This window comes from Bacteroidota bacterium, assembly GCA_041658205.1.
In the GTDB taxonomy this organism is placed as follows: domain Bacteria; phylum Bacteroidota; class Ignavibacteria; order UBA10030; family UBA8401; genus UBA8401.
Genome location: JBBAAO010000001.1, coordinates 242,939 through 258,872, shown reverse-complemented (window position 1 = coordinate 258,872; position 15,934 = coordinate 242,939). Strand labels below are relative to the sequence as shown.

Here is a 15,934-nt window from a genome sequence, read left to right as displayed (position 1 = left end):
TTCTTCTCCTTTGTGATATGAATATGTCGGCAAGAACCGACGGTGCCATTCTTACATTTTTTGTAAGACGAAATATACGATTGCAGATCCGACTACGAGGATAAAAAGAAATTTCATGAATGCATTTCGATTGTTCTCGGATTGTATGGCCGAATACCGTTGCTCGAGAGAAGGATTGTCGCGAAGATAGTGTTCAACAAGGTCTTTGGAGTCTTTGAGATCCAAGTGGTGTGCATTACGGACTATCTTGATCGCTTCAATCTTGTTTCCTTTTTCAAGAGAGGCGATTGCTTGGGCAGGAAGTTCCATAAGTTTAGAATAATTTAAATTACATTATTTTTTTATTAATCCATTGATATATCGTACGTTTCGAATCTGATTCCCAAGAGAATCCCATTCTTGAAAAGGTCCATTCAATCTATCGTTACGCCAATGTGATTCTTCTTTTTTCATTCCGTTCTCGTACCAAAGCATCCGTTGAATAACTTGTCCCTTATTGAATAAAAAATACCCAGATTGATTCCCATTCTTATGCCAAGTGGTTAATGTAGAATAACAACTTCTGCTTTTCATTCTCCCTGTGTCGTAAAACTCCTCATACAATTGTTGTGTTGAATCAACTGGAATAATAGTCCGGGAATAGAGAGTTGCCGTTGGATAATATCTTCTTGCACTATCTACCATAACAGTATTTCTGATATTATAATATTCATACGCCATAATGCCATTTTCAAATTGTCCCTTTTTCGTCCGGATCAAACCATTCTCCAATGACGCCACCGTCTTCACTTTTAGGCCTAAAAAATATTCGTCATACTCTACAACATCAGTCAACTGCTCGTATGTTTTTAATAATGCTTTAATTTTTTTCTTTTCGAATTCCGGCATGCCTTCGATAAATGCATTTTTAGACGAATCATCCATAGATTTTGCCATTAATGCCCACTGAATTGATTCGTTTGATTCTGATTGTCTTGTCCTGGGTTTGCAACTGTAGAAAAGAGTGCTGACAGCGATGATGACGTATGCAATGGAAATAATTTTCACGATGCCTCTATCCTCTCAGTAATCTGCATCGACACTAACGATGAGCAATTCTTTTTCCTTTGCGGTAAAATTCGTTTCGAGTTACATTTCCAAGGGAATCCCACTCAGTCCATTTCCCGTGCCGTTGTTCGTTCTGGAACTCAAATTCTTCTTTTTTTCTTCCATTCATATAGTACCGAATACCAAAATCCTTTGAAGCATCATTACGTTTAAAATCCAACCCTAGTTGACCATTTTCATACCACTGTTGTTCAAAAGAGAACCCTTTTTCGGCAGTAAGATAATTTCGTTTTATTTGACCAGATTCATAGAATTCAGAGACGTTCCAAAACTGATCGGATGAATCTTTTCTACTTTCAAGCTGTTTTCTACCGCTAGTATAATACAATGTATATCGCACGAAGGAACTGTCGCGATATTCATATTCTACCTCGCGCTGCTCTTTGGTATCTCCGTATTTAATCTCTCTTTTTACGACACCGTTTGCAGGAATTGCATTATCATCTTTCGAGCGAACTCTGCATCCTGTAATCATAAATATGATGATGCAGAAAACAATCGGTCTCATTGAGGTAATTGTGTCGGCAGCAACTTAGAAAGAAATAAGAAAAACATTTTTTACAATTTTCTATGTATCTATCTATTATGTGGTTATTGTTTTTTTGACATTCTATGGATCAACTATTCATCCGTATGGCTCAAGGTGCTTAAATCCCCCGTAGTTTTGCCGCTTTTGCAACTCTCTCCACCGCAAGGATAAATGCACCAATCCGAAACGATACTTTGAATTTTTCAGAGGTGCTTAAAACTGATGCATAACTGGAGGTCATGATTTTTTCCAGTTCGTTTACTACTCGCGGGTACTCCCAGCGGAATCTCTGCACATTCTGTACCCATTCAAAATAACTGACCGTTACTCCCCCCGCATTTGCATAAATATCGGGAATGACGGGGATTCTTTTTGCAGCGAAAATTTCGTCCGCTTCATACGTCGTTGGTCCATTTGCTGCTTCGATAATTACCTTTGCCTGCACTTTGTTGGCATTATCTGCGCGCAGTTGATTTCCAAGTGCAGCGGGAATAAGCACATCGCATTTTAGCTCCAGCAATTCTTCATTAGAAAGTTTTACTCCCCCTTTTAATCCAACAATGGTACCGGTGTTCTTCAATTGAGTGACTGCTTCGGCATATCGAATTCCTCTCGGATTATAAATTCCGCCTTTCACATCACTTATGGCAACCACTTTTACACCCATTTCCTGTTCAAGAATTCTTGCTGTGTGTGAACCGACATTTCCAAATCCTTGAATAGCGACAGTAATTTTTTTCAGATCAAGGTGAAGCGTCTTTGCAGATTCCCGCAATGCAATACAAACACCTCGTCCGGTTGCTTCATCGCGTCCAAGCGAGCCGCCCAGTTCGATTGGTTTTCCGGTGACAACGGCGGGAGAATATCCGTGGGATTTACTGTATTCATCCATCATCCACGCCATTGTTTGCGCATTCGTATTCACATCCGGTGCAGGAATATCTTCGGAAGGGCCGATGATAAGATCAATCTTCGATGTGAAGGATCTCGTGAGTCGTTCAAGCTCTCCTTGGGACAATTTCAGGGGATCGATCGTCACTCCTCCTTTAGCGCCGCCAAAAGGAATATCGACGACAGATGTTTTCCAGGTCATCAATGAGGCAAGGGCGCGCACTTCATCCAAATCAACTTCTTGATGATATCGAATGCCGCCTTTGTATGGTCCACGGGCATTATTATGTTGCACGCGATAGCCGATAATAGAATGGAGTTTGCCGTCATCCATCATCACCGGGAGTTCAACGCGTAATTCCCTGTCCGGAGTACGAATGAGCGTCGCCAGTTCTTCGTTGAGATTTATCTTCTTTGCAGCGAGTTCAAAATTATGAAGAACTACTTCATACGGATTGTGACCTGCTTTGGGTAACACTACTGGCTGTACGGATGGTGATGCCGTTGAGTAGATTTTTTTTACAGGTTTTGCTTTCCGATGCAATCGGGATGTTGTTTTCTTTACTGGGCGCGGTTTGGATTTTTTAGTAGTTTTTTTGGATGACTTTTTTGCCATACAGAGTCCCTTTCGAGAAACATTACATCACTATCTGAGTGATGCCTACGGTAGAGGATCGCAGCAGAACGACAAAGGATCATGCATCATAAACCTGGATATGCACTACATTCCCTGCGGTGAAATTCAATCGTCAGTGACGTTGGTCTATCAGATAATTTTTGTACCAACTTAAATCATGATAGAGTAGCATTAAATTCTGCATTGTCAATGTGTTCATCTCAAGATAACTTCCGGAGAAGTGTGCCTTGGTCATCGCATCTGCTTTTTCCAGTAGCTGCTTCAGTATCTCCTGCGACTTTTTAATCTGCACGGAAAATTCATCTGAAAGTTTTTCATAACCATTTCCATCTTTACCAATGCGCTGCATCAGATCGAATGATTTGGTGATGAACTTTGCCGAGAAAACCAAATCATCCATTTGTTCCTGTAATGAATGATCTTCGGCAATTTGAATCAACACTCCAAGATCTAAGGAACGCTTCAATGATTTTCCTGAAGCCTCGTTGATGTTAGATAACAGCAATTTTGTCGTTTGGCGTAAAGTCATAAAACGTGGGCTAATATAGAAGAAGGGGTAAAGAGATGCAACGGAAAACAGGGAGATGAATCTCAACAGATAAATATTCGCACTATTTTATCAATATTTATCGGTTTTTATTGAATCAGTTAGCAACAATTTTGTAGGTTTTATGATAGTACACAGCTGTCCAAAATAAATCGTAAACAAATGCAAAATTGGCCGTAGTATCTCAAATTGGGTAAAAATATTTTATTAACAGTTAGTAAGCCCCTTAGTTGTATTGTAGAGATCGTATAAAAGTGCGTGGGTGCGAAATTTAGGAGGACTGAGCGAATGGGAAAGCGATGAATGGCGGGACTTTTGATGGCGCGTTTCGCGCCATCAACGGGCAAGAGCGAACGGGATTCATCGCGTGCGTTAAATTTCGCAAGGAGTTCTTTTGCTTCTTTTCTTGCTCCGTCAAGAAAAGAAGGCATAAGTAGTTTTCTTTTTTTTCGCTGATGTATTTTGGATAAGTATGATGAATGGAAGAGTACTTAAATCAATTGTAATATTGCGGCGAAGACTTCATCAACAGTAATTTCTTCCATGCATTTAAAGTGCCCTTTCGGACAATCTTTTTTCCCAATATGTGTGCATGGACGGCAATCAAGGTTGTTTTTCTCTATAATAATTGATTCAGTTCCATAGGGTACAAAACCAAATTCTTTTACTGTTGAACCAAAGATCGCAACGATCTTTTTTTGTTTTGCTGCGGCCAGATGCATCAATCCGCTGTCGTTGGTAACAATAATATCGCAAATTTCAAGTGCCGCAGCCGAACCAAGCAGCGAAAACTCTCCCGCAAAATTCGTGGCAGCATTTTCTGATACTCGACGAGCCACCTCTCCGCGAACAAATTCGCAGTCCTCTTTTTCATCCGTTCCGCCAAATAAGAGAATCTTTGCCTTAAACTCGTTTGCGGCACGAACGGCAACATCGGCAAATTTTTCTTTTTGCCATCGTTTTGTGAAATGCTTCGATCCCGGACATATTCCAATCACTTTTTCAAATTGATCTAAACGGAGCTTTGCCAGTTTTCCGGATGTTTCAAATAATATGGAGTCTGGGATAAAAATTTCCAAACCTTTATTATCGTTTTTGATTCCGTATTTTTCAACAGTTTCAATATATCGTTCTGCAACTGTCAAGGCATCTGTGTATGCATTCCGCTTCAAATTTACCAGAAGCCATCGTTCAAGTTTCCGTTTATCCATCACTACAACATCTCGTGCATTACATGCTGTGCGAAGTAGTTTTGTCCGAATACTGTCGTGAATATCAATGACGAGATCATATTGCTCTGCACGGAGTTGTTTTGCAAGTTCCTGCAATCCTTTGTATCCTGTCTGAACATCGTATTCGTGGACAATGGAAAGATGGTGGTTGAATTGCACCAGTTCGGCGTATTCCTTTCGAACGACAAAATCCACTCGAGAGTTATTTCCTACCGCTTTCCTGAGAATACGAAGCAGAGGCGAAGAAAGAATGATATCCCCAATGGAACTTAATCGGAGAACTAATGTTTTATGTGGTAATGGACGTGACATTGACTAAAAATAGTGTAACATTGCTGCAATTCCAAGAAATTGATTTTGGTTTACTGCAAAAGTATATTAAAAGAAAAAAGGATAGGAATTATGATTAGACCATCAACGGTAGCAGAACTGAAAAACAGTGGATATCATGTTCTCACCGTTAAAGATGAAATCCGAAACAATCTCATCAAAAAACTCCGAAAGAATGAACAACTTTTTCCTGGCATTGTTGGATACGAAACGACTGTCGTTCCAGCAATTGTGAATGCCATCCTTGCCAAACACGACATTATTCTCCTTGGGCTCCGTGGACAAGCAAAAACCAGACTGATCCGTCAGCTCCCATCACTGCTGGATGAATATATTCCGACTATTAAAGGAAGTGAGATCAACGACAATCCTTTTTCGCCTGTCAGTAAATTCGGTGCGGATCAGATTGCAAAGTTTGGCGATGAGACAGAGATAGAATGGATTCATCGTGATCGGCGTTTCAGTGAAAAGCTTGCAACGCCTGATGTGACCATTGCCGATCTGATCGGCGATATCGACCCGATTAAAGCGGCAACACAGCGGTTGCATTATTCACACAAAGGTGCCATTCATTTCGGGTTGATACCACGAAGTAATCGAGGAATTTTCGCCATCAATGAACTTCCCGATCTTCAGCCGCGCATTCAAGTCGGTCTCTTTAACATTCTGGAAGAAAAAGATGTTCAGATCCGCGGATTCAATATTCGAATCCCTCTCGATGTCTTTCTCGTTTTCACGGCGAATCCGGAAGATTATACGAATAGAGGAAGTATCATCACGCCATTGAAAGACAGAATCGATTCACAAATTTTGACGCACTATCCTCGGACATTGGAAGATGCGATTGAAATTACAGACCAAGAAGCATGGGTTGAACGGGACGGATTACATTTGCATATGCCCTACTATTTTAAAGAGATCATAGAAAATATCGCTTTCGAAGCACGGAAGAGCGAGTTTGTCGATCAAAAGTCTGGTGTTAGTGCGCGGTTGACCATTGCCGCTATGGAGAATCTTGTGAGTAATGCTGAACGAAGATCAATCGTCTTGGATGAAAAGCATATTGTCCCGCGAATGTGCGATCTTCCGCATGCATTACCGGGAATCACCGGAAAAGTTGAACTTGTTTTTGAAGGAGAACAAGAAGGATCAATAAAAGTAGGAAAAGCATTAATCGGGAAAGCGACACGCGAAGTGTTTAAAAAATATTTTCCTGATCCGCTGCAAAAGCAGAAGCGGGCTCCCCAAGGACAAGAACAAAAAGATACAAGCGAATATGCAAAGATTGTCTCCTGGTTCGAAGGAGGAAACTCAATTGAAGTTGCTGATGATATGCCATTTGAAGCATACTATGCAGAATTGAACCGCATTCCGACACTCTGCGATATTACAAAAAAATATTTCAAATTGGATCCAAGCAATCATTTCGATCTCGCTTCAGCGATGGAATTTGTTCTTGATGGATTACATCAAAATTCAAAGATCGCAAAAGACGAAATCGATCATGTCACACATTATAAAGATATGGTTGGAAGTATTTTTTCCGGCAAAGGGAAGTTTGAGGATTACGACTAGGAAAGCATTGGTGGATAACGCTAACTCTTGAAAATTATATTGAATAACTGATGTTACGCACATCTTTATTATTGAAAAAATATTTCGTCCCTAAAGGGACTTGAAAATTGATTCGCTTGATCTTCTACAAACATCTTGTCCCTACCGGGACAACAGAAAATACAAATTAGTTTATGCTTTTATTGGTTTTAAAAGCGCCGTAGGCGCGTAATATTTGTAGTACATTACGATTTCCAAATTGAGAGTCCCTTTAGGGACGAGATAAGAAGAATTTTCAGTTTTGCGTAACATCAGTGAATATTTGAGTGTGAAAAATTATCCAGTAAAACATTGTTGAATCATTGTGATGAATTATTAAAAATGCTTACTTCTAGCATTAAAACCGCAAGGCAAAATAAAATGCAATAACATAAATATAAACGAATCATTCTCCATTCATCATTATGCGTTCTCCATTTTTTTATTTCAATTTTCCATTGTCAATTGATAATTGTTAATTCAGTATGAAATTTTTATACAGTAAATGGAATGAAAATTCTTCCACCGACGAGCAGCGACTTGAACAGTTAACAAAACTGTTCAACTACCTCGTACTGCAGACAAGCGGTGATGTTGAAGAAGCTCTACAATGGCTCCGTCAACTTGCCGAAGAATACGGCATGTTTGATGAGAATATGTCCATGGAAGAACTCATCCAAAAGTTGAAAGAAGCGGGAATCATCGAGGAAGTGAACAGCAATTTCGAGCTGACAACAAAGGGTATACAGAAAATACGACAAGATGCTCTGAAAGAAATCTTCTCTTCACTGAAGAAGAATCCGATGGGTAATCATGAAACACCTAATACCGGCAACGGCGTTGAACGATTGAGCGAAACAAAAAAATGGACATTCGGAGATATGCCGACGAATATCGACCTTACTGCCACAATCACCAATGCCCTGAAACGTGACGGCATCGACGACTTCAATCTTCAGGAAGATGATCTTGAAGTGTACGAAACAGAAAGTCTCGCATCGTGCGCCACGGTACTGATGATCGATATTTCACACAGCATGATCTTATACGGCGAAGATCGGATCACTCCGGCAAAACAAGTTGCCCTGGCGTTGGCTGAACTGATTCAAACAAAATTTCCGAAAGATTTTCTTGCGTGCGTTACCTTTGGCGACGACGCCAGCCTGATCAGTCTGGCGGAGATTCCTTTCTTACAGGTGGGGCCGTTTCATACAAACACCCGGTCGGGATTGCAGATGGCGCGCAACCTGCTCCGAAAATGCGGTAATGTAAACAAACAGATCTTCATGATCACGGATGGGAAACCTTCTGCAATGTTCGACGATTCAGGGCGATTGTATAAAAATTCATTCGGTTTGGATCCAAAGATTGTCAATAAAACATTGGATGAAGCGGTTCAATGCCGTCGCGAAAAGATTACTATCAGCACGTTTATGATCGCGCAAGATCCTTACCTGATCAATTTCGTTGAGGAATTGACCAAAGCAAACAAGGGGCGCGCTTATTATTCTTCTCTGAACAACCTCGGGGAGTTTCTCTTCGTAGATTATATCCGTAACCGGAGAAAAAAATTCTAACCTCCTGTCGAGGATACGCTTTCCGTCACAAATCAGTAAAACAATACTATTAACTCTTGAAATTTACGTCCGATTCTGATACATTGACGCAGATTAATATTTACAGAATTTTCTTATCGGAGGAATTCAATGAAACGCATATCGCTGTTTCTTTTCATATTTACCTTCATCGTCCAAAGTTCCGGCGCACTGCCGAAATTTGCAACACGTCAGGGTGCAAAATGCCAATCATGTCACATTAATCCCACCGGAAAAGGGATGCGCAGCACATTTGGCTCAACGTACGGAAGAGAAGAATTGACGATGACTACCTACAAGGAGCAGACAGACATTGAGGAATTCTCTCCGATGTTAAATGACTTCTTCACAGTCGGAATCGATTACCGGACATTGTTCTACTATCGGGAACAAAATTCGTATTCGAGTTTCTTCCAAATGCAGGGAGATCTCTACCTTGATCTTCGATTGAATAAAAAATTCCGCATTTATCTGGACAAAGGGCTCTACAGCGGGTTCGAAGCATTCGGGCTTGCGAAAGTTCTCCCTTTAGAAGGCTATATAAAAGTGGGAAATTTTATTCCAGCATACGGTTTGAAAATGGATGATCATAATCTTTTAATCCGCAGCGGTGCATTCTTCCCTCTCAATCCCGCAATCGCCGGCTATCCTGGCGGTTTGGGATTTGGACAAGGAGCCGAAGATACCGGATTGGAATTTGGATTTAACCCAAGCATTTTCACCGTGAATATCGGATTATTTAATGGACGAAAAGGGGGGCTTGCCGGAACTGCCGGAACAAAAAACAAAGCGATTGCAATTCGAGCCGAGACAAATGTTCAAATGGATTTTATGAATTTCAACCTGGGTGGTTCTCTTTATAATTTGCCGACTGCCGGCGGTCCGGGAAAGACGCAGATCATGGGAGCGTTCGGTGTGTTTACATTCGATAATAATCTTACGTTGCAGGGAGAATTTGATATCATCACAACACACAATGCAACACTCAATAAACTTGTTTCGGGGAATATCCTGTATGCGGAATTGAATTACTTGGTATTGAACGGTGTTGACTTGAAGCTAGGATACGAATTTTACGATCCAAATGTCGATTTGAAAGACGGAACCATCAATCGATATACCATCGGTGCTGAGTTCTTCCCGCTTACCGGAGTTGAAGTGCGACCGCTCTATCGGATCAATCAAGAAAAACCAACTGAGTTAACGAACAACGAACTTCACGTTATGTTCCATTTTTATTTGTAAGAGGATTGCAAACCATGAACGTAAAAATTCTTTCCACCATTCTTCTTGTAATGATACTTTTTATCTCTGCTTGCGAAGATCAAGGTGATGATCCCGTTGCAGCAACTGTTCCGACACCTACGTTAACATCGGTGTCTCCCGATTCGGGTAAAACAAACGACACCATAACGGTTGTTGGTACAAATTTTGGCACCTCTCGCGGAAGCAGCACTGTCGCGTTCGGTGGAACAAATGCCGGAACATATGTTTCATGGAGTGCAACACAAATTAAAGCTGTCGTCCCTTCCGGTGTTTCGTCCGGAAGCATAAATGTTACTGTGAATGTCGGCGGAAAATCTAGTAACACAAAATCGTTCAAATCATTAGCCGCAGTCACATTGGTAAAATTTTCAACCGATATTTCTCCTCTTATTACTGCGTATAATTGCGCCAGTTGCCATCCTGGTAATGGTGGATTCAGTGTCGCATCCTATGCAACAATATTGGCAGGAGGTTCAACAGGAAATACGGTTATCCCGGGCAACGGAGCCGGAAGCAACATTGTGAAAAAACTGTTAGGTACAGCAGGATTTGGAAGCAGGATGCCGCAAGGAGGAACACCCATGTCCTCCGCTGAGATCCAGAAATTTATCGATTGGATTAACCAAGGTGCATTGAACAATTAATTATCTCTTCATGTATGAAAAAACTATTCTTCATTCTTTGTATCATTTTCACTGTTACAGCAGCACAAAGCAAAAAAGGCAAAATCTCTTTCAAAGAAGAGATTATGCCGATCTTTCAAAAGAAATGTTTGAACTGCCATAACACAGAAGATGAAAGCCCCAGCGGACTCTATTTGGACAGCTTCGACGAATTGATGAAAGGCGAAAGCAAACACGGTCCTGTTGTGAAAGCAAAGAAAGGAGAAGAGAGTGTTCTGATTATGAAATTACGAGGTACGGCATCATTCGGTAAACAAATGCCGCGGGGGAAAAAACCACTTGATGATGAATTAATCGAGTTAATTTCAACTTGGATCGATCAAGGCGCAAAAAATAATTAAAAAGGAAACTCCCTGATGAAGATAGTATCATCGATTTGTCTGTTTATTCTCCTTAGCTGCACCGTCACTGTTGCGCAGACGATTTCATATTCAAAAGATGTATATCCGTTGATCAAATCGAAATGTTTGAAGTGCCATGAAAAAGATGATGAGAATCCGAATAACTTTGCCATGGACAATGTAGCACTCATTAGAAGCAGCGGAAAGACAAAAGATATGATCATTCCCGGCGATGGCGCTAACAGTTATATAATCGCTAAACTGCTGCCGAAACCTCCAAAAGGAGCACAGATGCCGATCTTTTCGAAGAAAAAATTAACAGAGGATGAGGTCGATTTGATTAAACGATGGATTGACCAGGGTGCAAAGGACAATTGAGTTTTATTGTAGTGAGAAAAAAAACCTTGTCTGCGACAAGGTTTTTTTTGACTAATAATATTGTCGTACCTTTCAGAACTTCTATCCTTCAATCTCCTTCAACTGTTCCTTCACTTTCACCGCCGCAAGAGCATAACCGCCGTTATCAGAATCCACTAAATGCACATGGGCATCGCTGTAATTAAACAACAGACACGTAATTAAAGCATTCGATGCCACATGAATTCCATAGACTAATTTTCGTTCTTTAAATTTTTGCGCAAGATATCGTTCCAATTCTTCTCGCTGTAGAATCGAACCAGAAAGAACCTGACGGATCTTATCATCAAATTTCTTAAAGTCGGTGTTTTGAACCAACCGTTTCTTATAACTTCCCCATTCGGTTGTTTTCGTCTTATAGTTCACTGCCATTAACCATTTTCCCAATAACACATTCCAGCGGATCTTTAACCAATACCAAAGACGATACGCTTTCCCATTGTTGTACGAACGAATATTCGACTCACCGGAAAGAGTACCCTCACTGAGCGACATCTTTAAATAGTCTTGATGAACAGGATGACATTGCGTATCATCTCCATAGATCGTATTAATAGTGGCAAGCACCTCACGATAGATGGTGTTTTGCTCATCATTCGTTTTTCCGATCGCCTGCACGATTAAAGAAACAATCTCATCATGTGCACTCGGAATATTTTGCCATCGGCATTCCAGTCCAGAAAAATCCCCTTTCGACTCCACATCACCATCTTGAATGGAAAATTGTTTTGCAGCGACAGTATCTTTCAAACACTCTTCAGCAAATTGCAATCCTCCACCGCTGAATGCGGCTTGCGTAAACGAAGATGAAAGACGGCTTCGGGCCACCAGCACATCATATCCTCGTTCTCGAATAAAATTGATAGGAACAATACCAATACGCAACTCAATCCCATACAGATCCATTGCCATATTTTTTGTTGCTAACAATGCCTGACGAGTTTGTTCAACGAGTGATATGGGGATACATATTGCGGCGCCATCTCCTCCAAAAATAAACGGGATGGAAAATGACTTCGTGATATTCAACAGTGCCATGATGGTAGAGGCACCGATGAGATTTACTTCCTTGTACTTTCCCTGCAAAATCATTCCGGTGGAATTTTTTACATCCGATACGGCAACAGACCAATCATCCGGAAGTTTGCTATAGACATCGATATTGGAAAGATCGGCGAACCGATCGATGGCGGGAAGCTGCTCATAAAATGAGTCATTGCTCATTTGATATACTCTAACCTTTCATCAGTTTCAACGCATCAATTTCTTTGAGCGCAAGCATAATCTCCTGCTGCCGTTTCAAAAATGGAATGGTGTCAATTCCGTTCAACGATGCGTCCTTCATCTGAATGCGATTTTCAGCGAGATCGTTTTCCAAATGTTTCTTTTTGAGCGTTTTAATCGCACCAAGAGCTATCTCATACAACCGTGTTTCACTCACTCTGCTGCCGATCTTGCTCCATCGCTCTCCCAATTGATATCGGTTAAACGTTACGTTGGTCACGATCGATTTTCCCTTTTCATCTTTCACCATTTCCAGCAGATGATTAACGTCGACTTCACCCGTCTCGTCATAAAGAGTTAAAATCAGTCTAGTAATTTCCCTTGATGAAGGATGCGTAAAATTTTCCGGAGTGAGATTCCCGAACACAAACGGGATCATTTCTTTTGGATCTTCCAGTAGTGCGGAAAGGATCTCCTTTTCTTCCATTGGCATCTCTTCGGAGATGACTTTCCGTTCGTTCGTGGATCGTTCCTCTTCAGGAATTTCCGATTTTACTGTCTGAACAAATTTCTGAGGAACACGACGAGTCGATTTTTCCAATTCACCGTAGAGCGTTGATTCATACAGATTATATTTTTCGGCAACATCTTTAATAAAAAATGACCTCTTCAGCTGATCAGGGATCTTTGCGATTGATTGCACAAGCCCTCTGATCGCTTCGGTTTTTCCTTCCGGCGATTCAAACTTTCCGGACCGTAGGAATTCATTTGCTTTGTAATCGATGAAACTGACCGATTTTTTTAACAGCTCTTCAAACGCATCTCCGCCATTTTTTTGCACAAATGAATCGGGATCATCTCCCTCGGGAAGTTGCACAATGCGCACATCCAATCCACCTTCCAGAATAAGATCAACACCACGCATCATGGCATTTGCACCGGCAGAATCAGCATCATAGACAAGCGTAATATTTTTTGTATATCGGGAAATAAGTTGAATCTGTTCCGTCGTCAACGCCGTACCGCTGGATGCAACAATATTTTTCGTACCAGCCTGGAAAACGGAAATCAGATCGGCATACCCTTCTACTAATACGGCAAAATCACGTTCCCGGATTGTTTCTTTCGCCTGAGAAAGTCCGTATAACATTTTACTTTTATGGTAGATAGGAGTTTCAGAAGAATTAATGTACTTCCCCAGCGTGTCATCATCATATAATTTCCGGGCGCCAAATGCGATCACTCTTCCCGTGGTATTAAAGATGGGAAACATTGCTCTCCCACGAAACGTGTCATATTGAGTTCCATCATCTCTCCGCTTTACTAAACCGACTTTTGCGAGATTCTCCGGATCAATTCCCTCTTCCTGTGTTTTTTTTACAAGAGCATCCCAGCTGCGCAATGAATATCCAAGACCAAATGCCGTCATTGTTTGAGCGGTAAAGCCACGTCCGCGGAAATAATTAAGTGCAAATTCCCCTTCCGTTGTTTTGGTAAGATTATTGAAAAATGATCTCGCTGCAAACGACATAACGGAATAGAGTTTTTCTGTTTCATTTGCCGATTCATATGCCTCTTCTGTGCGAGTAATAGCGATTCCGGCACGTTCTGCAAGTTGTTCCAGAGCCTCAACATACGACGATTTTTCATATTCCATTACAAACTTCACAACATCGCCGCCGCGATGACACCCAAAACAATAAAACAATTGTTTGGCTGAACTGACACTGAATGAAGGAGTTTTTTCTTGATGAAAGGGACACAATCCAAGATAATCTTTTCCCCGCTTTTTCAGTTTCACATATGTCGATATGACATCAACAACATCGGAGGCAGCGCGAATCTCATCTATTTTCTCCTGCGGAATTTTCATGGAGAGAAGATAGTCAGAATTTGTTTGATAGTGAAATAATTTGAGATGCGTTGTTTTTTTTCTTATGTTTGGCAATCTAATCCGTTGCAGTTTTTTACTCCCACAACATACATTGAAAGGATTATATGAAAACAATCTCCAGTCGTTTGGCTTTTGTCATCATACTGCTTGCTGTCATCGTGTCATCTCAAACAGTATTCGCACAGTCTTTACCAAAAAAGACACACAGCCATGAAGTGTCATTAGACAGTGCAAAAAAATACATTGCGAACTTAAAAAAAGACGCAATGCAAATGAAGATAAAAGGTGGAATGTTTTATCGAGATGTGTTTGATAAAATGTTGGCACAAAAAGGGGTGATTGGATTGAGATTCTATTTTGGAAAAACTGACGATGGTAATCCGACCCTTATTGCTGTTGGAGTTGACAGTACAGGGAAAGATATGACGACAAGCACAATTGCAGAATCAATTTATCCATGTCCTCCTTTTTGCGATGTAACGACGGAATTGGGAAAATAATCAGGAATGAAAATCCCTATTTTTGCACATATAGCTTCTGCATTTTATCTTTTACCAGCAGTCGTTGGTTTAATACGTTGGAAAAATCAGAACAGATATCTGAAAATATTTACAATTTTCTGTATCTATTCAGTATTCCATATCATTGCTGAATTTATTCTGGGTCGATTCGGAATTTCAAATCAGGAGCTTTCAAATATCTATCGTTTAGTACAGCTTGAATGCATCTTTTGGTTATACTACCATTGGAGCCAGCGCCCTGTTGTGAAGCAGAGTCTCAAAGTTTTTGCAATGTTATATCTGCTCTTTTGGATAACAGATTTTGCCTTACATCCCTTTCCTCATGAATTCCAAGAATCCATCGCTACAGTTGCAAATTTTCTCATGCTTGCCTCCTCATTGATTATTATTGAACACTTGTTTCGGACGACCCATGAATCGATGTATTCACATTCTCTCTTTTGGATTGGAACAGGTATTATTTTGTATAGTGCAGGGACAATTGTTGTGCTCAGCATGAGCAATACCATTTTAAAGATGGGTATTGATTATTTCATATTGTTGTGGCATATCAATTGGGGATTCACAATTATTGCAAATCTATTTTTTACCAGGAGTTTTTGGTGCAAGATATTTTAGATGATTCAATCCTTGTCATAGTATTGGCAAGTGCAATTATTCTTTTATTTGCATTGGCATATGTTGCTGTTCTGGTATCAAGCAACCGAAGAATAATTGTTGAACAACAAAAGAAGTTCGACGAGGTCAAGAAGAGCGAACAGCGCTATAAAGCGCTCTTTGAGACCTCGTTGGCAGGGATGATGAAGTTCAGTTTTGCCCCATTAATCGTCTTTGAAGCGAACCAAACTATTTTGGATATGTTCAATGTGGAAACAGATTATGATCTTCAACGCGTTCTGAGCGACCTCCCCAATGGCCAAACCAATGCCATTGAAACAACGTTGAAACACAAAGGAATCATTGAATCCTTTGAGATTGAATTTGCAACAGCCAGCGGAATTAAACGAAGATTTCTGCTTTCGGCAAAAAAAGAAGAATCGGAAAATTTGGCTCATGCCGTTGTTGTGTTAATGACGGCTGAAAAACGAATCGGTTAAACAATTGACTGCGATGTTTGATCTTCATTA

17 protein-coding genes are annotated in these 15,934 nt (G+C 40.6%); 9 read left to right on the top strand and 8 right to left on the bottom strand.

From position 1 onward, the window contains the following. Positions 1 to 51: 51 nt before the first annotated feature. The 6 genes from WDA22_01015 to waaF form a co-directional block, all read right to left on the bottom strand. Positions 52 to 309: a ribosomal protein L7/L12 gene (locus tag WDA22_01015; protein MFA5832032.1), complete on the bottom strand. Its 258-nt coding sequence runs from the start codon at positions 307 to 309 to the stop codon at positions 52 to 54. A gap of 24 nt (positions 310 to 333) precedes the next feature. Further along, positions 334 to 1,047: a hypothetical protein gene (locus WDA22_01010; protein ID MFA5832031.1), complete on the bottom strand. Its 714-nt coding sequence runs from the start codon at positions 1,045 to 1,047 to the stop codon at positions 334 to 336. 34 nt (positions 1,048 to 1,081) lie between these two features. Then, positions 1,082 to 1,615, bottom strand: a complete 534-nt coding sequence (locus WDA22_01005) for a hypothetical protein (GenBank protein ID MFA5832030.1) — start codon at positions 1,613 to 1,615, stop codon at positions 1,082 to 1,084. A gap of 139 nt (positions 1,616 to 1,754) precedes the next feature. After that, positions 1,755 to 3,143, bottom strand: coding sequence for a Glu/Leu/Phe/Val dehydrogenase dimerization domain-containing protein (locus WDA22_01000; protein ID MFA5832029.1), 1,389 nt, complete (start codon positions 3,141 to 3,143; stop codon positions 1,755 to 1,757). 133 nt (positions 3,144 to 3,276) lie between these two features. Then, positions 3,277 to 3,630: a hypothetical protein gene (locus WDA22_00995; protein MFA5832028.1), complete on the bottom strand. Its 354-nt coding sequence runs from the start codon at positions 3,628 to 3,630 to the stop codon at positions 3,277 to 3,279. A gap of 572 nt (positions 3,631 to 4,202) precedes the next feature. Beyond that, positions 4,203 to 5,255 (bottom strand): lipopolysaccharide heptosyltransferase II, encoded by a 1,053-nt coding sequence (gene waaF, locus WDA22_00990; GenBank protein MFA5832027.1) that lies wholly within the window; start codon positions 5,253 to 5,255, stop codon positions 4,203 to 4,205. Positions 5,256 to 5,345: 90 nt separating this feature from the next. On the opposite strand from waaF, the gene WDA22_00985 reads away from it, so the two are divergent. The 6 genes from WDA22_00985 to WDA22_00960 all read left to right on the top strand — a co-directional run bounded on the left by WDA22_00985 (position 5,346) and on the right by WDA22_00960 (position 11,129). Further along, a complete protein-coding gene (locus WDA22_00985; protein ID MFA5832026.1) occupies positions 5,346 to 6,848 on the top strand; it encodes a magnesium chelatase in 1,503 nt (500 codons plus the stop codon). A 503-nt stretch (positions 6,849 to 7,351) separates the two neighbouring features. Beyond that, complete coding sequence (locus tag WDA22_00980; GenBank protein ID MFA5832025.1) at positions 7,352 to 8,443, top strand: VWA domain-containing protein; 1,092 nt, start codon at positions 7,352 to 7,354, stop codon at positions 8,441 to 8,443. A 129-nt stretch (positions 8,444 to 8,572) separates the two neighbouring features. Beyond that, complete coding sequence (locus tag WDA22_00975) at positions 8,573 to 9,706, top strand: hypothetical protein (GenBank protein ID MFA5832024.1); 1,134 nt, start codon at positions 8,573 to 8,575, stop codon at positions 9,704 to 9,706. Positions 9,707 to 9,720: 14 nt separating this feature from the next. Further along, entirely contained in the window at positions 9,721 to 10,371 is a 651-nt protein-coding gene (locus tag WDA22_00970) for an IPT/TIG domain-containing protein (protein ID MFA5832023.1), read from the top strand. Between the two features lie 14 nt (positions 10,372 to 10,385). Continuing rightward, positions 10,386 to 10,751 (top strand): c-type cytochrome domain-containing protein, encoded by a 366-nt coding sequence (locus tag WDA22_00965; GenBank protein ID MFA5832022.1) that lies wholly within the window; start codon positions 10,386 to 10,388, stop codon positions 10,749 to 10,751. Between the two features lie 15 nt (positions 10,752 to 10,766). Continuing rightward, the gene (locus tag WDA22_00960) at positions 10,767 to 11,129 is read left to right on the top strand and encodes a c-type cytochrome domain-containing protein (GenBank protein ID MFA5832021.1); all 363 of its coding nucleotides are present in this window, start codon (positions 10,767 to 10,769) and stop codon (positions 11,127 to 11,129) included. Positions 11,130 to 11,210: 81 nt separating this feature from the next. On the opposite strand, the gene WDA22_00955 is transcribed toward WDA22_00960, so the two are convergent. Continuing rightward, the gene (locus tag WDA22_00955; protein MFA5832020.1) at positions 11,211 to 12,392 is read right to left on the bottom strand and encodes a DUF3095 domain-containing protein; all 1,182 of its coding nucleotides are present in this window, start codon (positions 12,390 to 12,392) and stop codon (positions 11,211 to 11,213) included. 10 nt (positions 12,393 to 12,402) lie between these two features. Beyond that, positions 12,403 to 14,265 (bottom strand): DNA primase, encoded by a 1,863-nt coding sequence (gene dnaG, locus WDA22_00950; protein MFA5832019.1) that lies wholly within the window; start codon positions 14,263 to 14,265, stop codon positions 12,403 to 12,405. A gap of 125 nt (positions 14,266 to 14,390) precedes the next feature. On the opposite strand from dnaG, the gene WDA22_00945 reads away from it, so the two are divergent. The 3 genes from WDA22_00945 to WDA22_00935 are packed head-to-tail and all read left to right on the top strand — an operon-like array spanning position 14,391 to position 15,904. Beyond that, positions 14,391 to 14,786, top strand: coding sequence for a hypothetical protein (locus WDA22_00945; GenBank protein ID MFA5832018.1), 396 nt, complete (start codon positions 14,391 to 14,393; stop codon positions 14,784 to 14,786). A gap of 6 nt (positions 14,787 to 14,792) precedes the next feature. Next, positions 14,793 to 15,425, top strand: coding sequence for a hypothetical protein (locus WDA22_00940; protein MFA5832017.1), 633 nt, complete (start codon positions 14,793 to 14,795; stop codon positions 15,423 to 15,425). Then, positions 15,410 to 15,904 carry a hypothetical protein gene (locus tag WDA22_00935; protein ID MFA5832016.1) on the top strand — a complete coding sequence of 165 codons (495 nt, stop codon included), beginning with the start codon at positions 15,410 to 15,412 and terminating at the stop codon, positions 15,902 to 15,904. Before WDA22_00940 ends, WDA22_00935 begins: the two co-directional genes overlap by 16 nt. Positions 15,905 to 15,934 lie beyond the last annotated feature (30 nt).